The organism is Rhizobium sp. YAF28 (genome assembly GCF_052113285.1).
Lineage (GTDB): Bacteria > Pseudomonadota > Alphaproteobacteria > Rhizobiales > Rhizobiaceae > Rhizobium.
The window spans coordinates 161,173-180,323 of sequence record NZ_JBFRCX010000007.1 but is presented as its reverse complement, the minus strand read 5'-3'; the positions used below and the strand labels follow the sequence as shown (position 1 = coordinate 180,323).

At 60.3% G+C, this 19,151-nt stretch carries 19 protein-coding genes; 8 read left to right on the top strand and 11 right to left on the bottom strand.

The genetic code is table 11. The features are described 5' to 3' along the window. Window positions 1-29: 29 nt before the first annotated feature. Window positions 30-1,883, bottom strand: a complete 1,854-nt coding sequence (locus tag AB4Z13_RS17815; RefSeq protein WP_442206401.1) for a M3 family oligoendopeptidase — start codon at window positions 1,881-1,883, stop codon at window positions 30-32. Between the two features lie 311 nt (window positions 1,884-2,194). Between AB4Z13_RS17815 and AB4Z13_RS17810 the strand changes: the two genes are divergently transcribed. Beyond that, on the top strand, window positions 2,195-3,739 hold the full coding sequence (locus AB4Z13_RS17810) for a sigma-54-dependent transcriptional regulator (protein WP_113320915.1): 1,545 nt from the start codon (window positions 2,195-2,197) through the stop codon (window positions 3,737-3,739). A gap of 179 nt (window positions 3,740-3,918) precedes the next feature. After that, window positions 3,919-5,796 carry a DUF882 domain-containing protein gene (locus tag AB4Z13_RS17805; protein ID WP_113320978.1) on the top strand — a complete coding sequence of 626 codons (1,878 nt, stop codon included), beginning with the start codon at window positions 3,919-3,921 and terminating at the stop codon, window positions 5,794-5,796. 156 nt (window positions 5,797-5,952) lie between these two features. Here AB4Z13_RS17805 and AB4Z13_RS17800 read toward each other — a convergent pair whose 3' ends face one another. The 3 genes from AB4Z13_RS17800 to AB4Z13_RS17790 all read right to left on the bottom strand — a co-directional run bounded on the left by AB4Z13_RS17800 (window position 5,953) and on the right by AB4Z13_RS17790 (window position 7,419). After that, window positions 5,953-6,216, bottom strand: coding sequence for a DUF2312 domain-containing protein (locus AB4Z13_RS17800; RefSeq protein ID WP_007822869.1), 264 nt, complete (start codon window positions 6,214-6,216; stop codon window positions 5,953-5,955). A 90-nt stretch (window positions 6,217-6,306) separates the two neighbouring features. Further along, window positions 6,307-6,612 carry a DUF1244 domain-containing protein gene (locus AB4Z13_RS17795; RefSeq protein WP_439016537.1) on the bottom strand — a complete coding sequence of 102 codons (306 nt, stop codon included), beginning with the start codon at window positions 6,610-6,612 and terminating at the stop codon, window positions 6,307-6,309. 18 nt (window positions 6,613-6,630) lie between these two features. Then, window positions 6,631-7,419, bottom strand: a complete 789-nt coding sequence (locus AB4Z13_RS17790) for an N-formylglutamate amidohydrolase (RefSeq protein ID WP_442206489.1) — start codon at window positions 7,417-7,419, stop codon at window positions 6,631-6,633. 214 nt (window positions 7,420-7,633) lie between these two features. Here AB4Z13_RS17790 and AB4Z13_RS17785 point away from each other — a divergent pair, with 214 nt between their 5' ends. Continuing rightward, complete coding sequence (locus tag AB4Z13_RS17785; RefSeq protein ID WP_037103631.1) at window positions 7,634-8,107, top strand: DUF1036 domain-containing protein; 474 nt, start codon at window positions 7,634-7,636, stop codon at window positions 8,105-8,107. Beyond that, window positions 8,107-9,546, top strand: a complete 1,440-nt coding sequence (gene pyk, locus AB4Z13_RS17780; RefSeq protein ID WP_007822873.1) for a pyruvate kinase — start codon at window positions 8,107-8,109, stop codon at window positions 9,544-9,546. Before AB4Z13_RS17785 ends, pyk begins: the two co-directional genes overlap by 1 nt. A gap of 80 nt (window positions 9,547-9,626) precedes the next feature. Here pyk and AB4Z13_RS17775 read toward each other — a convergent pair whose 3' ends face one another. Genes AB4Z13_RS17775 through AB4Z13_RS17765 form a run of 3 tightly spaced genes read right to left on the bottom strand, consistent with a single transcriptional unit; the run spans window position 9,627 to window position 10,989 of the window. After that, window positions 9,627-10,178 carry a DUF4865 family protein gene (locus AB4Z13_RS17775; protein WP_113320913.1) on the bottom strand — a complete coding sequence of 184 codons (552 nt, stop codon included), beginning with the start codon at window positions 10,176-10,178 and terminating at the stop codon, window positions 9,627-9,629. Next, window positions 10,175-10,573 carry a cupin domain-containing protein gene (locus AB4Z13_RS17770; protein WP_442206400.1) on the bottom strand — a complete coding sequence of 133 codons (399 nt, stop codon included), beginning with the start codon at window positions 10,571-10,573 and terminating at the stop codon, window positions 10,175-10,177. Before AB4Z13_RS17770 ends, AB4Z13_RS17775 begins: the two co-directional genes overlap by 4 nt. Then, a complete protein-coding gene (locus AB4Z13_RS17765; protein WP_113320911.1) occupies window positions 10,570-10,989 on the bottom strand; it encodes a tautomerase family protein in 420 nt (139 codons plus the stop codon). The genes AB4Z13_RS17770 and AB4Z13_RS17765 overlap by 4 nt, the downstream gene beginning before the upstream one ends. A gap of 107 nt (window positions 10,990-11,096) precedes the next feature. Between AB4Z13_RS17765 and AB4Z13_RS17760 the strand changes: the two genes are divergently transcribed. Then, entirely contained in the window at window positions 11,097-12,029 is a 933-nt protein-coding gene (locus AB4Z13_RS17760) for a LysR substrate-binding domain-containing protein (RefSeq protein ID WP_442206399.1), read from the top strand. Between the two features lie 227 nt (window positions 12,030-12,256). Further along, window positions 12,257-13,063, top strand: a complete 807-nt coding sequence (locus AB4Z13_RS17755; protein ID WP_442206398.1) for a phytanoyl-CoA dioxygenase family protein — start codon at window positions 12,257-12,259, stop codon at window positions 13,061-13,063. Window positions 13,064-13,097: 34 nt separating this feature from the next. Here AB4Z13_RS17755 and AB4Z13_RS17750 read toward each other — a convergent pair whose 3' ends face one another. Further along, a complete protein-coding gene (locus tag AB4Z13_RS17750) occupies window positions 13,098-14,042 on the bottom strand; it encodes a GlxA family transcriptional regulator (RefSeq protein ID WP_442206488.1) in 945 nt (314 codons plus the stop codon). A gap of 128 nt (window positions 14,043-14,170) precedes the next feature. Between AB4Z13_RS17750 and AB4Z13_RS17745 the strand changes: the two genes are divergently transcribed. Further along, window positions 14,171-14,968 carry an SDR family NAD(P)-dependent oxidoreductase gene (locus AB4Z13_RS17745; RefSeq protein ID WP_442206397.1) on the top strand — a complete coding sequence of 266 codons (798 nt, stop codon included), beginning with the start codon at window positions 14,171-14,173 and terminating at the stop codon, window positions 14,966-14,968. Window positions 14,969-15,022: 54 nt separating this feature from the next. On the opposite strand, the gene AB4Z13_RS17740 is transcribed toward AB4Z13_RS17745, so the two are convergent. From AB4Z13_RS17740 to AB4Z13_RS17730, 3 genes are all read right to left on the bottom strand, one after another. Continuing rightward, a complete protein-coding gene (locus AB4Z13_RS17740) occupies window positions 15,023-16,051 on the bottom strand; it encodes an alpha/beta hydrolase family protein (protein ID WP_442206396.1) in 1,029 nt (342 codons plus the stop codon). A 132-nt stretch (window positions 16,052-16,183) separates the two neighbouring features. Next, window positions 16,184-17,158 carry a threonine ammonia-lyase gene (locus AB4Z13_RS17735; protein ID WP_442206395.1) on the bottom strand — a complete coding sequence of 325 codons (975 nt, stop codon included), beginning with the start codon at window positions 17,156-17,158 and terminating at the stop codon, window positions 16,184-16,186. Window positions 17,159-17,227: 69 nt separating this feature from the next. Then, the gene (locus AB4Z13_RS17730) at window positions 17,228-18,286 is read right to left on the bottom strand and encodes a helix-turn-helix domain-containing protein (protein WP_442206394.1); all 1,059 of its coding nucleotides are present in this window, start codon (window positions 18,284-18,286) and stop codon (window positions 17,228-17,230) included. Between the two features lie 149 nt (window positions 18,287-18,435). Between AB4Z13_RS17730 and AB4Z13_RS17725 the strand changes: the two genes are divergently transcribed. Next, the gene (locus tag AB4Z13_RS17725) at window positions 18,436-19,143 is read left to right on the top strand and encodes a hypothetical protein (protein WP_113320905.1); all 708 of its coding nucleotides are present in this window, start codon (window positions 18,436-18,438) and stop codon (window positions 19,141-19,143) included. Window positions 19,144-19,151: the final 8 nt, after the last annotated feature.

Here is a 19,151-nt window from a genome sequence, read left to right as displayed (position 1 = left end):
TTTCCAGCGAAGCCGCGGTTTGGGCGGTTTTATGCCTTGTCCAGTGCCTCGAGTTCGTCGATCAGGCCTTCGATCATCGACAGGCCCTTGCTCCAGAAGGAAGGATCGGTTGCATCCAGGCCAAAGGGCTTCAGCAGTTCGGAATGATGCTTGGTGCCGCCGGCCTTCAGCATCTCGAAATACTTGTCCTGAAAGCCCTTCTCGGCCTTCTGATAGACGGCATAGAGCGAGTTCACCAGGCAGTCGCCGAAAGCATAGGCGTAAACATAGAAGGGCGAATGGATGAAGTGGGGGATATAGGCCCAGTAGGTCTCATAACCCTCGGAAATCTTGATCGCCGGGCCAAGGCTTTCCGACTGGACGGAAAGCCAGAGTTCGCCGATGTCGTCGGCGGTCAGTTCGCCGGCTTTGCGGGCGGTATGAACCTTGCGCTCGAACTCGTAGAAGGCGATCTGGCGCACGACCGTATTGATCATGTCTTCGACCTTCTGGGCAAGCATGGCCTTGCGTTCGCGGTTGTCAGTCGTCCGGTTCAGCAATGCCCGGAAGGTCAGCATCTCGCCGAAGACGGAAGCGGTTTCGGCAAGCGTCAGCGGGGTCTGGCACATGAGCGCGCCTTGCGCGCCGGCAAGTACCTGATGCACGCCGTGACCGAGTTCATGGGCGAGCGTCATCACATCGCGCGGCTTGCCCATATAGTTGACGAGCACATAGGGATGGGCCGACGGAACGGTCGGATGCGCAAAAGCGCCGGGCGCCTTGCCGGGGCGCACGGGGGCGTCGATCCACTGTTCGTCAAAGAAGCGCTTGGCGATCGCAGCCATTTCCGGCGCGAAATTGCCATAGGCGGACAGCACTGTGTCCCTGGCTTCGGTCCAGGAGATGATGGCGCTTGAGGTTTCCGGAAGCGGCGCATTGCGATCCCAGAAGTTCATCTGCTCCATGCCGAGCCATTTGGCCTTCATCTTGTAATAGCGATGCGAAAGGCGCGGATAGGCTTCCTTCACCGCCGCAGCAAGCGCATCGACCACTTCGCGCTCGACGCGGTTCGCCAGATGGCGGCTGTCGGCAATGTCTTCGAAGCTGCGCCAGCGATCGGAGATATCCTTGTCCTTGGCGAGCGTATTGGTGATGAGCGTGAAGATGCGGATATTGGTCTTGAAGGTTTCGGCGAGCGCCATTGCCGCTTTGCGGCGCACTTCTGGATCCTTTTCCTGCAGCATGTTCAATGCCACTTCGAGCGGCAGCTTCTCGCCGTCGATCTCGAAGCGCAGCTCCGCCATCGTCTCATCGAAGAGACGGTTGAAGGCGGCAGCTGATGTCATCGATTTTTCGAGGAAGAGCTGCTCGAGCTGGTCTTCGAGCTGGTAGGGCTTGTCCATGCGCAGGTCGACCAGCCAGGGGCGGTAATGGCCGGCAAGCGGATCGTTCGCCATGCAGGCATCGATCACGGCATCGTCGATGCGGTTGAGTTCGAGAGCGAAGAACAGCAAGCGGCCGGAATAGTCGGTAAGCTTGGCCTGGACGTCGCCATAGAGCTTGCCGTTTGCCGGGTTGGACGTATCCGAGAAATAGGTAAGGCCAGCGAAAGAGCCGAGGCGGCCCATAATATCGTCGAGTGCCTCATATTCCTTCAGCACCTGGCCGATGCCTTCCTCGCCCTTCTTGGCGGCTGCTTCGGCAAGTTTGCCCTTCCATTTCTCTTCAAAAGCGGAAGCGGCCTTGCCGGCTTTTTCCATGTCGGCGACGAAGGCGGTGGAGGTGGCCGAGGGGTAGAGATCCTGCAGCCGCCAGGAGGGAAGCTCGCCCAGAGCCGGGTCCGATGCTGCAGCGGGAGCCGTTGCCGAAAGGTGAAGATCGGCGTGCGCAAGCATATGTCTCATGGGGCGGTTCCTCTTCCTCTTTTATAACAGGTCTGACTGTCTACAGCATCGGCCCGAAAATCGGAATCGATTTTCGGAAAGGCTGATTGCGCAGTTTCAAAAAGAGAGACGTCCTTTGCGCGTCCGAATGGACGCGCGGCGCTCTGGGCGCCGAAAGGTCTAGCATCAAGGGGTTTTCGGCGTGTGAAAGGGCTCGTAACGGCACGAAAACGGCCTGTCAGAACAGTTAAAATGCAATTGTTTCTCAAAACAGGATGTTCAAGCCTTTCTGTCAGAGTGCGCTCTATGGTTTCGCATGAAGTGAGGCGACAATGACCGGTTACAATGAGCTCAAAGGGGCAGGGCAGATCCTTGTGGTCGAGGACGATCCCGTCCAGCGCCGTCTGCTCAAGAACGCGATCGAGCGTAGCGGCCATGTGGTGCATCAGGCCGAAAACGGCCGCATCGGGCTGGAGATGGTGAAGCGCGATCCCGGCCTTTTCAACGTCATCGTGCTCGATTTGATGATGCCGGAAATGACCGGCCTCGAATTCCTCGAAGCATTGCATGATTTCGGCACCCAGATTCCGGTCATCGTCCAGACGGGGCAGGGCGGCATCGAAACGGTGGTGCAGGCCATGCGCGCCGGGGCTTTCGATTTTGTCGTCAAGCCGGTTTCTCCGGAGCGTATCAATACGTCGATCTCCAATGCGATGAAGCTCGACCAGCGTGAGGTGAAGGCCCGTACCGGTCGCCGTTCACGCTCGGGCTCCGTCGGCTTCGACGACATCGTTTCGGCAAGCCCGGCGATGATCCGTGTCATCGATCTGGCGCAGCGCGCCTCGCAGTCCAACATCCCGGTCGTGCTCGAAGGCGAATCGGGTGTCGGCAAGGAGTTGGTGGCGCGCGCCATCCAGTCGGGGGGCGATCGCGCCACCAAACCGTTCGTGACGGTCAATTGCGGTGCCATTCCGCACAATCTCGTCGAAAGCATCCTCTTCGGTCACGAAAAGGGTGCGTTTACCGGCGCGACCGAAAAGCATATCGGCAAGTTCATGGAAGCCGATGGTGGCACCATCTTCCTCGACGAGATCGGCGATCTGCCGCTCGAGGTGCAGGTGAAGCTATTGCGCGCCGTTCAGCAAGGCGAGATCGAGACCGTCGGTGCGCGCACTGCGCACAAGGTCAATGTTCGCCTCATCTCAGCGACGAACAAGGATCTGATCGAAGAGGTCAAGAACGGCCACTTCCGCGAAGATCTCTACTATCGCCTGAACGTCTTCCCGATCACCATTCCGGCGCTGCGCAAGCGCAAGGAGGACATTCCGCATCTGGTGCGCGTCTTTGCCGACCGCTTCTCCAGCGAACAGAAGAACGGCCGCCGCATGACGGTCAATGCCGGCGCGCTGGCATTGCTGACCACCTATGACTGGCCGGGCAATATCCGCCAGCTCGAAAACGCGATCTTCCGCGCCGTTGTGCTTGCCGAAGGTCCGGAGCTGACTGAGGCGGACTTCCCGCAGATCGCCGCCCAGCTTCCGAACTACGAGGTCGTGGACCATCTGGCGCTCGTTGCCGACAATTCGCACCTCGATCCTGACGCGGAATTCCCCGAGGATTATCAGGCGGAATCAGTCGCCGAGACGATGCGCCGCGGGACCGAGGCTTCCGATAACGCGATATCGAGCGTCAATCAGTCCGGTGATGTTCGGCGTCTTGCTGATGTCGAGGAAGAACTGATTCGTTTTGCCTTGAAGTTCTACCGAGGGCAAATGAGTCAAGTGGCAAGAAAGCTAGGTATCGGGCGATCCACACTTTACAGAAAGCTCAAGGACTACGGTATCGACCCCGATAATCCTCAGAAAGATGCGGCATAAGCGCATTTTTATTAAGAATAAGGCAACCACATTTGGTTACCGTCCATAAACCACTTGTTAGCAGCTCGTTCACTCTATAAAGAAAAGGTTGATCATGTGTGGCATTTTTGCCATCGTGTGACCGCATTTGACAGCCATTTGAGACAGCATTGGACATTGACTGTCTGACGGGGATCGAGTTGCAGAATCTGAATGGGAATACCAAGCTTTCGCGCTTGAGTTGGCGTTTGTGCGCCAAGATTGGCGGAAAGGCAATTAGGACGGCAGCGGCCGCCCTTCTTGCACTCGCGGTTTCCTCACCGGTATTCGTAAGCACACCGTCTCAGGCTGCCGGGGATACCCGCAGCCTGAAGCTCTATTTCATTCATACCGGCGAAAAGGCCGTCATCACCTACAAGCGAAACGGCAAATTCGACCCCAAAGGTCTTGAGCAGCTCAACCGTTTCCTGCGCGACTGGCGCAAGAATCAGCCGACGAAGATGGACCCGCGCCTCTTCGACCTCATCTGGGAAGTTTACCGCCAGTCCGGCTCCAGGGATTACATCAACGTCGTCTGCGGTTTCCGCTCGCCTGCTACCAACGAGATGCTGCGCGGTCGTTCGCGTAAATCCGGTGTCGCCGAAAAGAGCCAGCATATGCTTGGCAAGGCGATGGACTTCTTCATTCCAGACGTAAAGCTCGCCACGCTGCGCGGTATCGGCATGAAGATGCAGGTCGGCGGCGTCGGCTTCTATCCAAAGTCCGGTTCGCCTTTCGTGCATATGGATGTCGGCGGCGTTCGCGCCTGGCCGCGCATGAGCCGCGACGAACTGGTCAGGCTCTTCCCTGACGGCAATACCATTCATATTCCCGCCGATGGCAAGCCGCTGCCAGGCTACCAGCAGGCAATGGCCGATTACAAGCGGCGCATGGCGAACGGCAGCCAGATCATGATGGCTAGCGCCGGCGCTTCCGTTTCCGATGACGAACCTCGCAAGCAGAAGACGCTGTTTGCCTACCTCTTTGGTGGCGGCGCTGACGAGGAAGAGGATAATTCGGAGGATAGCACACCGGTGGCTGTCGCCAAGGCAACGCCGCCGAAGGCTGAGGCTGTCCCAGCAGCTGATGAACCGCAGCCGCAGACCGAAGTTGCGAGCGTGAATGCACCAGTGCCGCAGGTTCGCCCGGCCTTCAGCAACCAGCTTGCCGGCAACGAGGTTGCCAATGCTCTGGTGCCGCCATCTGCAGGTAATGCGGCTCAGCAGGCGCTTGCCGCCATGCCCGCAGGCCAGCCGCAGGAACCGGAGCATTTCGCCGATCTCAGCGGTTACAGCATTCCGGTTCCGTCGCTCCTTGGGCAGCGTCGTGCGCCGGGTGATGCAGAACTTGCCTCTGTCGATCCGAGCCTGATGTCGACGAGCGTTCCGACCCCAGCCGAACGTCCGGCCGTTGCCGAAAACCTGCTTGCTGCACAGAATGCCGATCCTGAAGCGGGTGAAGACGAAGCTGATCAGGACACGCTTTCGCCCGCCATGGCGGCAGCACTTGCAAAGCAGCAGGATCAGAGCGGTGGCACTGAGGTAGCTATGAACGCACCTTCTGAGCCGCAGACTGTCGAGCAGGCAATCAACGCCGCCGCACCGAAGAATCCGCCGGCACTAGACAAGCCGCCGCTGCAGCTTGCGGCACTTGCTCCGATGACGAAGTCTGCAAGCTTTGCTGCTCCTCCCGCAGCACCGAAGCCTGTCACCGTCGACAGCCCGGTCGCGCAGGGCCTTCCCACCAAGGGTGGTCGTCCGACGAAGCAGGAAGCTGTAGCCGCTGACGAAAGCCGTCAGACAGTGCGTACGGAGCCGAAGCTGACCCAGAAGATGATCTCGCAGTGGGCTCTTACCAATGCCCGCCTGGAAATGGCGTCCAAGAAGGTGCAGGCACCGCGCTTTGTCAGCCAGGAGCTGCGCGCCCAGCCGACCTCGGTTTATGCCGAAGGCTTCCAGAAGACTGCTTCGATCGACCCTGGTCGCTTCAGCGGCACGGCCGTCAATTTCATGGAAGTGCGTAAGTTCAACACGCGCTGATCCGGCCATATTTCGAATAAGCAAAAGCCGCTGGATCGTCTCCGGCGGCTTTCGTTTTTGGGCCGGCGGCACGGCGAAAACGGCGCTGGTACTTTGATGAGATCAAAAGAAAAGCCGCCGAAACGGCGGCTCTCTGAAAATGCGGTTGGATGATCCTCAGCCTTCCGGCGGGGATTCGATCATGCCGAGAGCGTGCAGGTAGGTATCGAGGATCGCATCTTCTTCCATGCGTTCCTGCTCGTCCTTCTTGCGGAGCGCAACGACCTTCTTGAGGATCTTGGTGTCGAAGCCCATGCCCTTGGCTTCGCCATAGACGTCCTTGATGTCGTCGGCGATGGTCTTCTTTTCTTCTTCCAGGCGTTCAATGCGCTCGACAAAAGCGCGAAGCTGATCGCGAGCGACGCCATGTGCATCAGACATCGTGTTCTCCTGATTTCGGGATATGCATTCGGGTTGCCAGTGACTGCCGCGAAGTGCCGCCAGCGTCAAGACGATTTGAGAGCGGGTGGACTATTTGTGCGGGTTGTTCACCTCAAAAGTCGCCTTTTGCACAGGCGATGCTTCCGTCTGGTGAAGGTTCTTCCAGTCTTCGTAGGGCATGCCGTAAACGATCTCGCGCGATTCGTCCTTCGTCATAGTGACGCCTTCGGCCTCCGCAGCTTCGCGGTACCAGTTGGAGAGGCAGTTGCGGCAGAAGCCGGCGAGATTCATCAGATCGATGTTCTGCACGTCGGTTCGTTCGCGAAGATGCGTGATGAGCCGGCGGAAGGCGGCTGCCTCGAATTCCGTCTGTTGTTCCTTGCTGAGCGTGGTCATGGGCCAAGTCCTTTTCACTCAATAGGGGCCGGTGCGGGAAGCGTGCACGCTGTATGCATGAAGGGCCGGATCGTCATTCATCTCCGCAAAAATGGGCGCCAGGCGCGCCGCCCATTCCTCGATGCCGGCCTCGTTGCCGATGAGGTCCTGACGCACTTCTAGAAGCGCGTGCGGGATGCCCGTCATCATGCAATGACGATACATGGTGTCGCCCTTCAGGGCACCGTCATAGGGTTCGTTGTCACCGACGACGAGATCGGGATCAGCCCGCAGTTTTTCAAGCAATGGGGCGACGGCGCGGTGGTCACTATCCCAGAGCACTGCTGCATGCCAGGGGCGGGGAACGCTCTTCCAGGCAGGCGTGAAGGAGTGGAGGGACAGTACCAGCGGCGCTTTGCCGGTCGCGTTCGCCACCCTATCAATCGTCTCCGACACGGCTTTGTGATAGGGTCTGTGGAAGGTTTCGATCCGGTAGTTCCACTCCTCCTCAGTAATCGGATGATTGCCGGGGATGATGGCGCCGTCGGAGATTTTCATGATCAGTGTCGGGTCGTCCTCGCCGCGATTGGGGTCGATCAGCAAGCGCGAAAAACCGCCGAGCACGCCCGGCACGCCCAGCTGTGCACACAGCTTGCGGGCAAGGCCCTGAATGCCGATGTCATAAGCGATGTGCCTGGAGAAGGCACTTTCCGGTAGGCCGAGCCGGCCATATCGTTCGGGCAGACGGTTCATGGCATGATCGCCAAGGATCACCATGCCTTTGTCATGTTGGCCAGATAGGATTTCAAAGGATTGGAAGTGATCCATCAGGAAATTGCCAATTGTCATTTCGCGTCTTCGCCCAGTGATTGCATGCGCGTTCGGCCGGTTCAAGCGTGATGGGCGGACCAACGCGACAAGATGCGCCCGATCGGCGGTTATGAAAGGAAATATAATCGATTAGCATTGCGTTGACTTTCGCCTGATGGCGGCGCAAGAAGACACGGATAACGAATAACCGTGGAGCTATTTGGGAGCCGTGTTGATCCAAGCCGCGCCAAGTTTCCTCACGCGGTCCGGGCCGCTGGTCCGTCTCGCATTGTTCGCTCTTGCAGCCGTCTCGCCGTTCTTCATTGCCGATGCCGCGCGCGCGGATTTCCGTGTATGCAACGGTACGCAAAATCTGGTTGGCGTTGCGATCGGATATAGAGCGAAGGATGGCTGGGTCACGGAGGGTTGGTGGCAGGTGCCGGCAACGACCTGCGCCACGCTGATCGAGGGAGAGTTACAGTCGCGTTATTATTACCTCTATGCTGAAGACGCCGCCCGGGGAGGCCGATGGACGGGTGACGTGCAGATGTGCGTGGCGGAAAACGAATTCAAGATCACGGGTGTGCAGGACTGCTACGCCCGGGGTTATCAGAAAATGGGATTCAAGGAATATGATACGGGCCGCCAGGGAAGCTGGATGGTTCAACTCTCCGACACCCCAGGGACGCAAGAAAGCCAGAATTGATGAAGCGTAACCGCAAAGTTAAAATCCTCGCCACCCTCGGCCCCGCCTCCTCCGAGGAGTCGATGATCGAGAAGCTGCACCAGGCGGGTGCGGATATCTTCCGCATCAATATGAGCCATGCGAGCCATGACGTGATGCGCACGCTCGTGCAGCGCATTCGCGCCGTCGAAGCCCGCTCGGGTCGGCCGATCGGTATTCTGGCCGACCTGCAAGGTCCGAAGCTTCGCGTCGGGAAGTTTGCCGATGTTAAGGTCGAGCTGAAGCCCGGCCAGACATTTACGCTCGACAACAACGATACCCCCGGCGACAACACCCGCGTGTTCCTGCCGCATCCTGAAATTCTCGAAGCCGTGCAGCCGGGCCATCGCCTGCTGATCGACGACGGAAAACTGGCTCTCCGCGCAGAAAAGTGCGACGGCAAGAGCATCGTCACGACCGTCATCGCCGGTACCAGCATTTCCGACCGCAAGGGCGTCAGCCTGCCCGATACGCTGCTTGGCGTTGGCGCGCTGACCGACAAGGACCGTGTCGACCTCGACGCCGTTCTCGCGACCGACGATGTCGACTGGGTGGCGCTTTCCTTCGTCCAGCGTCCCGACGACCTTGCTGAAGTGCGCAAGATCGCCCGTGGCCGCGTCGGCATTATGTCGAAGATCGAGAAGCCGCAGGCGCTGGAACGCATCGAAGAAATCATCGAGCTTTCCGACGCACTGATGGTCGCCCGCGGCGATCTCGGCGTTGAAATGCCGCTCGAAGCCGTTCCGGGTATCCAGAAGCAGCTCATCCGCTCCTGCCGCCGTTCGGGCAAGCCTGTCATCGTCGCCACGCAGATGCTGGAATCGATGATCTCCTCGCCGGTTCCGACACGTGCCGAAGTTTCGGACGTTTCGATCGCCGTCTTCGAAGGCGCGGATGCAATCATGCTGTCGGCCGAGTCGGCTTCCGGCGCTTATCCGGTCGAAGCCGTCTCGATGATGGCCTCGATTGCGAGCACCGTGGAGAAGGATCCGCACTATCCGGGCATCATCTACGCGCAGCGCGCCCAGCCGGAAGCAACCGGCGCCGACGCCATCTCGCTTGCCGCCCGCCAGATCGCCGAGACGCTGAAGCTGTCGGCTATCGTCTGTTACACGTCTTCCGGCACGACCGGCCTGCGCGCCTCGCGTGAGCGTCCTCAGGTGCCGATCATCGCTCTGTCGCCGATCATCAAGACCGCGCGCCGTCTGTCCGTCGTCTGGGGCATGCATTGCGTCGTCACGCATGACGCGACCGACCTCGACGACATGGTCAACCGCGCCTGCCGCATCGTCGCTGCAGAAGGTTTCGGCAAGCCGGGCGATCGCATCATCATCTCCGCTGGCGTGCCGCTCGGCACACCTGGCGCGACCAACATGCTGCGTATCGCCTATATCGGCTCCGACGGCCAGAGTGGCATCTGATCGCTTTCAGGCCTGAAAAAACAAAGCGCTCCTCGAAAGAGGGGCGCTTTTTTTGGTTTCCGATTCTGCCTTTGGTGCTCTTAGCCGCGGGAGAGGTGACCGACGCGATAGATCTGGTTGGTGCCTGACGCGGGCGGGGCTTCCGCACAAAGTCCAAAACGGACCATCGTCCAGTCATGCGGGTCAAAGGCGGTAATGCGGGCGAGCAGATGTCTGCCGCCGGCTTCCTGCTTTGCCAGATCAACCTCTTCCTGCCGTAAGTTGGGCAGAGATACATGCGGTTCGATAGGGAGGTGTTCGCTGTAAGCAAAGCGGGCGTTGGCGGGGTCCGGTGAGACATGCGTATGCCAGACGATCCAATGGCGAATGAGCGGCCGACCGAAGGCGTCCGTCAGCGCGGCAAAGCCGGGACCGCAGATGAAGTTGCTGGCGCCTTCCGGCTGGTCCCAGATATAAAAGGGCGAGTACAGATTTTCCCGGCTGCCGAATTCACCGCGGCGAGCGCTCAGAAAAGCCTTGAAACCGAGGTGGGGGAAGCCGTCCATCGCCGGCCCCTTGTCGCGGATGCGGCGATCGATGATCTGCATGTCGTAATCTGCCGGCAAGGTGAAGGAATATTGCATGGCCATCATGGCTGTGTCTCCTCAGACCAGTCGACGAAGCGTCCCTTCTCAAAACCCTGGATGCTAAGATATCCGAAAGGGCTGTCAGTTGTTGCCCCGTGCCAGTGAAGCTCGTCCGGGGCGAACCATATTGCATCGCCGGTTCTGACTTCCTCGACGGGTTCACCCTCCCGCTGCACGACACCGACACCGGAGAGGACATAAAGAAGCTGGCCGCGCGGATGCGTATGCCAGTGTGTGACCGTGCCGGGATCGAGGGTTGCGCGCATGGCGGTGTTCTCGCCATCGATCTCACTGTCGAGCAGGATTTCGACCCAGAAGGGTGCATTCGAAATGCCTTCGGGAGAACGGACGGCACTGCCGGGACGGCGGATCGTCATCGTCCTCGGATTGGCGGTGCTCATGCCGGAACTCCCCTGGCGCGCGCTTCCCATCCGGGTTCGGCCATCTGCGCCAAGCCGTCGCCGAAGGACCATTCGTCCGGTTCGCTGGTCGAGATGACGATCATCACGTCTTCGGGGCGCAAGCCGGGCGATTGTTGGAGCAATTCGACGGTTCGGCGGAAGAGAGCCTTGCGCATTTCCGTTGTGCGCGGCTTGCCGGTCGTGATCGAAATCAGCACGAAATCATCCGAGCGCGGACCGGCAAGGTAGTTGCGATCGAAGATCAGCTCGCCCGGCTCGTGCTGGTGGATGATCTGGAAGCGGTCGGCCGGCGGCACATTGAAGGTCTCGACCATGGCCTTGTGGATATTGTCCGAGAGCGCACGCAGATAGTCCGGCGATTTGCCCTTCAGAAGGGAAATGCGAGCGAATGGCATTGGATGCCTCCTTGTTCTTTGTCTTGACAGGAGAAGCATGCCACGACACCATGGTGCGGAAAATCAGAATTTTATGGATGAATTATCCTGGAAATCGGGATCGTGAAATGCGACGGATTACATTCGACCTGGATGTCCTGAGGACATTCGCGACCGGCATGGATCTCGGCAATTTCGCCAGGGCGGCGGATCGCCTGGGGCGCTCGACCTCGGCGGTCAGCGCACAGCTTAAGAAGCTGGAGGAGCAGGCTGGCACGCCGATTTTCCGCAAATCCGGGCGCGGACTGGCGCTGACGGAAGCCGGAGAGATGATGCTTGCCTACGCCCGGCGATTGCTCGATCTGAACGACGAGGCAGTCGCTGCGATGCAGAGTGTCGAGCTGGAAGGCTGGGTGCGGCTCGGCCTGCAGGAGGACTTCGGTGAGAACTTGCTACCCGAGGTGCTCGGACGCTTTGCTCGAGCGCATCCGAAGGTGCGGATCGAAGCGCGTGTGGTGCGCAATGCCGAGCTTCTGGAACGGGTGACGACGGGCAAGCTCGATCTTGCGCTCGCCTGGAGCGCCGGCACTTTGACCGCCCATTGCGAGCATATTGCCGACGTGCCGATGCGCTGGATCGGCCCGGTGAATGGCTTGCCGACATGGGCGACTGGAAGCGGTGAGCCGATGCAGCTTGCCTCGCTCGAGGCGCCCTGCCTGCTCAGGAATGCCGCGACGAATGTGCTGGACGAGGCCGGTATCTCCTGGCGGCTGTCCTTCGTCAGTCCAAGCCTCAGCGGCCTCTGGGCGGCAACCGCTGCAGGACTGGGTATTACGGTGCGCACGCCTATAGGGCTGCCTGCCAAGGTGCGGATGCTGGCGTCAGGCGAAGCCGGCCTGCCGGAACTGCCGAAGCTGGGGCTGGTCTTGCATCGAGCGGAAGCGGAGCCGGATTCTGCAACGAGCCGGCTGGCGGAACTGGTGCTGCAGTCGGTGCACGAGGCAGTGCGAGATATTTCTATTCCCTCCGATCAGGAGAAGGCGCTGCGAAGGTTCGGGTGAAGTGTTGACCCTCCCCTTGGAAGCCGGTAGCCTCCCATCGCTATGAAAATGATCGCTCTCAATATCGCTACGGTCTTCTTCTTGAGCCTCTAAGGCTCTGCCCTCGGGCAAAGAGAAGGTGCGGCCGCTTCACCAGCCTCCTAGCTGGTACGTTGCCGTGGACTGTAACCACCCTGAATTCGGCCGATGGACCGTGCCGGCAGGGTTTGGCGATAGAGAGATATTTCATGACATCCACTGGTTACCCGCCGGCGCTGAGCGCCGTGCAGATCGAGCAATTCATCGAGGACGGCTTCGTACGTGTCGATGATGCTTTTCCCCGCGATGTGGCCGAGGAAGCCCGCGCCATCATGTGGCGGGATATTCCCTTCGATGCCGACGATCCGAAAAGCTGGGTGCGGCCGGTTGTGCGGCTTGCCGGCTATGGCGGCGGGCCGTTCGAAACGGCGGTCAACACGCCCCTGCTGCATTCGGCTTTCGATCAGCTCGTCGGCAAGGGACGCTGGGAGCCGCGCAGCGGTCTGGGCAGCTTCCCGGTCCGCTTTCCGCATCCGGACGATCCCGGCGATGCCGGCTGGCATGTGGACCTGAGCTTTCCGGGGGACGAAGGCGATCCGAATGAACAGCGGGATTTTTCCGTCTGGCGGGTGAACATCACCTCGCGCGGACGGGCACTCCTGATGCTTTTCCTGTTCTCTGATGTCGGGGAGAACGATGCGCCGACGCGTATCCGGGTCGGGTCGCACAAGGATATCGCGAAGCTACTGGAGCCGGCTGGCGAAGCTGGCATGGCGCATCTGTGGCTGGAGCATGTCGGTGAGGAGAGGCCGCTTGCTCTTGCAACGGGGCAGGCGGGCACGGTCTATCTGTGCCACCCGTTCCTGATCCATGCCGCGCAGATGCATCACGGCAAGGAACCGCGCTTCATGGCGCAGCCCGGCCTTGCGCCTTCAGAACCCTTGCGGCTTACGCGTGAGGACGGCGCCTACTCACCTGTCGAGATCGCCATCCGCAGGGCGCTTCAACAAGGCTAGGACAGAGAAGATGCATCCGGCTTTGCCGGGTGCATCACGCCAGCAGTTCCTGCTGTGCCGCCCGGCGAATCGCTTGTGGCGGCTGGCCAAAAGCCCGCAGGAAGGCGCGTCGCATGCGCTCGCGATCGGCAAAGCCGGTCTCGCGGGCGACGACCTCGATCGGATGGCGGCCCTGCTCCATCATCAGGCGGGCCGCCTCCAGCCGCAGGTTCTCGACTGCTTTAGCGGGGGACTGACCTGTTTCGGCGCGGAAGGTACGACTGAACTGGCGGGGGCTCAGATGTGCAGCCTCGGCCAGTTCCTCGACCGAGAGGGTGGATTTCAGATTGCTGCGGGCATGCGCAAGCGCCTTCTGGATGCGGTCGGATTTCGGCTCCAGTTCCAGAAGGGCGGAAAACTGCGACTGGCCGCCGGCGCGACGATGATAGACGACCAGCTTGCGGGCAACAGCGCGGGCGATCTCCAGGCCACGATCTTTCTCGACCATGGCCAGAGCCAGATCGACACCCGCCGTCATACCTGCCGAGGTCCAGACGGAACCGTCGATGATGTAGATGCGGTCCTCTTCCATCCTGATTTCAGGGTAACGGCTCTGCAGTTCGCGGGCGCGATACCAGTGGGTCGTGGCGCGGCGGCCATCAAGAACGCCGGCATCGGCAAGCAGGAAGGCGCCGGTACAGATCGAGGCGAGGCGGCGGACAGCGGGGAGGGCGGCGCGAATGAAATCCGCCTCGGCTTCGTTGGGCAGCTTGATGTCAGGCGCGCCGGCGACGATCAGTGTGTCGAAACCGGGATCGCCGAAGGCTTCCGTTTCGACGATCATGCCCAGCGAATTGGCGATGGGACCGCCGGTCTCCGAGAGATAATGGATGTCGTAGACTTTCTCGCCGATCTCGATATTGGCGAATTCGAAGGCCGAGACGGCGGCAAGGCTCATGATCTGGAAGCCGGGAAAGAGCAGGAAGCCGATTTGCTGCATGGTCATCGTGTCCTGAAAGTGGATGTCCTAAAAGGTGGTATATATGACATTTAGGACGTCGGCAATCGGGCGTAAAACTCTCCTCAAGCGCAAGGCATCGGGCCGGCGTACGAAATGGAGAAACGATCATGGCACATGAAGACAAGGGTACGGCACTGGTGACGGGCGCCTCTTCGGGCATTGGCGCGATCTATGCACACCGGCTGGCGAGGCAGGGCTACAATCTCATCCTCGTCGCCCGCAACGGTGATCGGCTGAAGGCACTGGCAAGCCGGCTGACCGATGAGACGGGCCGGACCGTAGAGACGCTGTCCGCCAATCTCGGCAAGAAGGACGATCTTGCCAAGGTCGAGAAGGTGCTGAAGGAAGATCAGAGCATTACCCTGCTCGTCAACAATGCCGGCTTCGGCGGCACGGCGCCGCTGCTCGCGTCCGACGTCGACAAGATGCAGGAAATGATCGAGCTCAACGTGACGGCATTGACGCGGCTGACCTATGCTGCGGTTCCAGGTCTCGTTGCCCGCGGTGGCGGCACAATCATCAACATTGCCTCGATCGTCGCAATCGCGCCCGAGGTCCTGAACGGTGTCTATGGCGGTAGCAAAGCCTTCGTGCTCGCCTTCAGCCAGTCGCTGAAGCACGAGCTTGCCGACAAGAATATTCGCGTTCAAGTCGTGCTGCCGGGTGCCACGGCTACCGAATTCTGGGGCATTGCCGGCACGCCGGTCGAACATCTGCCGGGCGAGATCGTCATGTCGGCGGAAAACATGGTCGATGCCTCGCTGGCAGGTCTCACCGAGGGAGAATTTGCGACGATCCCGGCGCTTGAAGATGCCGGCTTGCTTGCTGCCTATGAACAGGCCCGCCAGGCGTTGATGCCAAACCTGTCGCGTTCGGCTCCGGCTGCGCGCTACAAGATCGCCTGAAGACGATCGATAGCGAAGACATCGTCCGCGGCAGGTCGCTGCGGACGATGTTTTCTATTGGGGAAGATCCGTGCGGAAGGCCGCTGCGACATTCTCAGCGAGGCGATCGTGGATAGTGGCCCTGCTCGTTTCCCGGGGATCGTCACAGAGAGGTTCTTCACCTTCTTCCCGAAGGATCGCAGCGCCTCCCGGTTTGCATTCGCTGAAGGCACTATATTGCGAAGCATCGCCCAGGAGATCGTAGCGCGCGTTGGCTATAGCGTCCTCTAGGCCTGATAGCCGCAGCCCAGGCCAGATGGTCGCCGGCGTGCCGAGATTGGTGAGGCGGACCGGGATCGATATGCGCTTGAGGCTTTCGGGTGTGAAACTGGCGCCGAATTCAGGATCGATGACGACGACCGCCTTCACCCGCGTGTCTAGATGAGAGCGGCTGAGCTGCTGCCTGTCGACGGAGTGGAGATCGATACCGGCTCTGGCGAACTCGGCGCAGTCGACGCCGGCGCCATTGGGACCGCAGGAACGCGCAAAGCTTTCCGGATCCAGGCTGCCGCCCGCAAGCGAAAGTGCGGATGTTCCGCCGATGAGGAAGCCCAGCACGCCGATACGGTTTCGGTCTATCTTTGCAGGTAGTGTGCTGTCCTTCTCGATCGCGGTCAGGGCGGCTGAGAGATCGGCGGGCCGGAGCCAAATTTCATGAACGCTCTCCTCAGTCGTCATCGTCCGAGGATCCGGCTGGCGCATCATTGCCACCACGAAGCCTTTCGAAGCAAGGCGTGCTGCCATCCAGGCGCCGATGAACGGGCCGGATTTCAGACCGCCATGGGAAAGCAGGATCAGCGGATAGTCGCCGGCGACGGCCGGTGCGTCCCGTTGCGCGGTCTCGCCTTTGAAAAGCGGACTGTCTCCGATCAGGATGGGCGTTCCGCCTGCTAAGGCCGGATACCAGAGTGAGATCTCCATGGTGCCGTGGCGTTCGGGTACCGGAAGCGAAAGAAAGGACAGACCGACAGGGTCGGCCGCATGTGCCGGAGTGTTGACAGCAAGAAGGCAGGCCGACAGCAGCAGGGTGAGAAGATGTCTCATGGAAACCTCGGAACGAAGACCGCCATATGGCGGCGAGACGAGGTTTTCGCTGTTTTTCAGGTGAGCGAGACCCCGATCATGATCGAGGTCGTCGCCGATCGCGATCAGGGTCTTCGAGAGCGTTGTCGAGCGTTAGCCGAAGCGTTCGAGTGCAGTGGTGAACACGTCGGCGTCGATATTGCCGCCGGAGGTGACGACGACGGCCGTGTCGCTCTCCAGCTGGTTGCCGTGGAAGAGGGCGGCAGCAAGGGCAACGGCTCCGCCCGGCTCGACGACGATCTTGAGGCGGGTGAAGGCGAGGGCTACGGCGCGCAGCGCCTCATCATCCGTCACGACAATACCCTGTCCGGCCAGACGCTTGAGGATCGGGAAGGTAATGTTGCCCGGCTGCGGCGTGACGATCGCATCGCAGATCGACCCGCTCATGGTGGCGTTGCGCTCGATCTTGCCCGATGCAAGCGATCGCGTGGTGTCGTCGAAATTTTCTGGTTCGCAGGGACGGACACGGAAGCCCGGCGCACTCGCTTCCAATGCCAGCGCGATGCCCGAACTCAGCCCGCCACCACCGCAGGGAACGAGGACTTCGGCATTCCTGACACCTTCCTCCTCCGCCTGTTCGGCGATTTCCAGCCCGGTCGTGCCCTGGCCGGCAATGACCAGCGGTTCGTCGAAAGGCTTGATGAGAGTCAGTCCGCGTTCGGCCGAAAGTCTCGCGCCGATCTCGTCGCGGTCTTCATTGGCGCGGTCATAGAGCACCACTTCGGCGCCGAAGGCGCGCGTATTGGCAATCTTCAGCTTCGGCGCATCGCTTGGCATGATGATGACAGAGGGAACGCCGTGCATGCGTGCGGCCAGCGCGACACCCTGAGCATGGTTGCCGGAGGAGAAGGCGATGACTCCCTTCTTGCGCAGTTCGGGATCAATGCCCGAGACGGCAGACCAGCCGCCGCGGAACTTGAAGGAGCCGGAATGCTGCAGGCATTCGGCCTTCACGAGCACCCGCCGGCCGGCGATTTCATCGAGGAAGGGGGAGGAGAGAAGCGGCGTGCGCCGCGCATGTCCGCGCAGGCGGGCCCTGGCGGCAACGATCATTTCAATGGAGGCCATGGGAATCTCTTCTGCTTTAATGCCGCTCATGCATAGAGCGCGCATCTTTGCTTGTGAACGGCGACTTTGTCACGGTGACATGAATATGACATTGGACGCCGCGCCACCCGATTCCCGCGGGACGCGCCGCTTTCTGAATTGTGTGGGGTTTTCGCCATTCATGCGCGCGAATTCGCGATTGAAATTGGACTTGCTGATGAAGCCGGAGTCGAACATCACCTGCGTTATCGGATGATCGGTGCCGACCAGCTGCTCGCAGGCGGCGCGGATACGGAAGTCGTTCACATATTGCGAGACGCTCATGCCGTGGATGCGGTTGACGGCCGTGGAGACGCGCCGGGCCGGGAGATTCATCTTGCGGGCAATGCGGGTGAGATTGAGATCGGGATCCCGATAGAGTTGGCGGGCGCGCATCAGCGTATCGAGGGCAGCGGCGACGGCCTCGTCTTCTTCTGTTGCTGGCGGCGGCGGTGGCTCCTCAGATGTTGCTTCCATGCTGCTGCCGCTACTCGCCACCGAAGCAGCGGTGCCAAGGATCAGCAGCGCAATGACATTACCGAGTGCGACGATGGCGCCCGCATGAATGCCGCCGGTCTTGGTGAAATCGAAGCTGATGATGACGTCGGTGACGGCGGAGGCGATGAGGGCAAAGCCGGTTATCTGCAGCGAACGATAGGACAGCACTGCACCGTCGAGGCGGGAGGATACGAGAACATCAGGTCCATGCCGGGCAAGCCAGAGCAGCGCGCCGCCATAGAAGAGGAAGATCAGAATGATGGCGAGACTGATCGGCTCTGGATAGAGCGCGATCAAGACTGCGATTGCGGCTGTCGGCAGAAGATGTGGCCAGAAACGGGAAAGGGTGGGTTGCTCTTCCACAGCAAGCCCCTTGAAGCAGACCCAGGCGAGGGCCGCGATTGTTGTCGCGATCAACGATTGAATCGGCATGATCGCGATGACGTCGTAACCCCAGCGGATGCCGATCACTACGGATTGGAGGATGTAGAACCCGATCAGCAATAGGAAAGGCCGCTTTTCGGCAAGCGCCCCATCTCCCTGCCGCAGCATGCGGATCAGCAGGATGGCAAGCAGCAGAGCCACGACGAAGGGCAAGGGAACGAAGATCATCGGCGATATCCGGCAGCAACAATGATTCCAGAATGAACCCGATTGCGTTCGCGGTCGACCCGGATCGTGATCGAGGTCTCCAAATAGGGGCTGAAAATCCATCCTGAAAGTGTCCTCGACGGGAGGGCCTCATTCATGGACGGATTCCGATGATCATTCTTCTTGTCATGCCGGTGCTTCTGGTAGCTTCTGTAGCCGCTCTGCCGGACAAGGTGTCGACAACTGCAATTCCCGATCTTTCCGGCGTGCGTGCGATTGCCATCAGTGGTGACGCAAGCTCGATCAACATCACCACGCGAAGCGACCAGCCCTATGGCGCATCGCTCAGCGGGCGACGGAAGGGCTGGTTCTCGTCCTGGTATTCAAGCTGGTATTTTGCCGATTGCCGCGACAATAGCGACATGCGGGTGGAAGGCACGGTCTTGCATATCGATATCGCCGCATCGTCGTGGCTGGACCCGTCCGATTGCATGATCGAGGTCAATGCCAATGTGCCTGCTGGTGCTGCTCTCCGGATCGATCAGAGCGCTTTCACGGCGAGGCTCACTGGGCATTTTTCCGAGCTTGCGATTGCCGGAAAGGCGGCCGACATCACATTGGACGGCCATGCCGGGGGCATCGATATTCGCGCAGACGCCGTGCGGGCTTCCCTCGATTTCGACAGGGTCGAAGCGGACGAGAGAGTATCGATCCGCGCTCGTGCTCTCGACGCCTATCTTGGTTTCGGAGACAGCGCGTCGGTCGATTACAAGGTGACGGCAAAGGCTTCCTGGGTCGATGCCCTGAAGCCAAGCGTGTCGGGCGCGATGCCACGCGTCGAGATCGATGGCGATTTCGTTCGGGTCAGGATCCGCTAGGCGGCTGT

What these genes read in the sequence shown, in the direction of transcription:
- AB4Z13_RS17815 (WP_442206401.1), bottom strand. Translation starts at nt 1,883, where the DNA reads ATGAGACATATGCTTGCGCACGCCGATCTTCACCTTTCGGCAACGGCT.
- AB4Z13_RS17810 (WP_113320915.1), top strand. Translation starts at nt 2,195, where the DNA reads ATGACCGGTTACAATGAGCTCAAAGGGGCAGGGCAGATCCTTGTGGTC.
- AB4Z13_RS17800 (WP_007822869.1), bottom strand. Translation starts at nt 6,216, where the DNA reads ATGTCTGATGCACATGGCGTCGCTCGCGATCAGCTTCGCGCTTTTGTC.
- AB4Z13_RS17795 (WP_439016537.1), bottom strand. Translation starts at nt 6,612, where the DNA reads ATGACCACGCTCAGCAAGGAACAACAGACGGAATTCGAGGCAGCCGCC.
- AB4Z13_RS17790 (WP_442206489.1), bottom strand. Translation starts at nt 7,419, where the DNA reads ATGGATCACTTCCAATCCTTTGAAATCCTATCTGGCCAACATGACAAA.
- pyk (WP_007822873.1), top strand. Translation starts at nt 8,107, where the DNA reads ATGAAGCGTAACCGCAAAGTTAAAATCCTCGCCACCCTCGGCCCCGCC.
- AB4Z13_RS17775 (WP_113320913.1), bottom strand. Translation starts at nt 10,178, where the DNA reads ATGATGGCCATGCAATATTCCTTCACCTTGCCGGCAGATTACGACATG.
- AB4Z13_RS17770 (WP_442206400.1), bottom strand. Translation starts at nt 10,573, where the DNA reads ATGAGCACCGCCAATCCGAGGACGATGACGATCCGCCGTCCCGGCAGT.
- AB4Z13_RS17765 (WP_113320911.1), bottom strand. Translation starts at nt 10,989, where the DNA reads ATGCCATTCGCTCGCATTTCCCTTCTGAAGGGCAAATCGCCGGACTAT.
- AB4Z13_RS17760 (WP_442206399.1), top strand. Translation starts at nt 11,097, where the DNA reads ATGCGACGGATTACATTCGACCTGGATGTCCTGAGGACATTCGCGACC.
- AB4Z13_RS17755 (WP_442206398.1), top strand. Translation starts at nt 12,257, where the DNA reads ATGACATCCACTGGTTACCCGCCGGCGCTGAGCGCCGTGCAGATCGAG.
- AB4Z13_RS17750 (WP_442206488.1), bottom strand. Translation starts at nt 14,042, where the DNA reads ATGCAGCAAATCGGCTTCCTGCTCTTTCCCGGCTTCCAGATCATGAGC.
- AB4Z13_RS17745 (WP_442206397.1), top strand. Translation starts at nt 14,171, where the DNA reads ATGGCACATGAAGACAAGGGTACGGCACTGGTGACGGGCGCCTCTTCG.
- AB4Z13_RS17740 (WP_442206396.1), bottom strand. Translation starts at nt 16,051, where the DNA reads ATGAGACATCTTCTCACCCTGCTGCTGTCGGCCTGCCTTCTTGCTGTC.
- AB4Z13_RS17735 (WP_442206395.1), bottom strand. Translation starts at nt 17,158, where the DNA reads ATGGCCTCCATTGAAATGATCGTTGCCGCCAGGGCCCGCCTGCGCGGA.
- AB4Z13_RS17730 (WP_442206394.1), bottom strand. Translation starts at nt 18,286, where the DNA reads ATGATCTTCGTTCCCTTGCCCTTCGTCGTGGCTCTGCTGCTTGCCATC.
- AB4Z13_RS17725 (WP_113320905.1), top strand. Translation starts at nt 18,436, where the DNA reads ATGATCATTCTTCTTGTCATGCCGGTGCTTCTGGTAGCTTCTGTAGCC.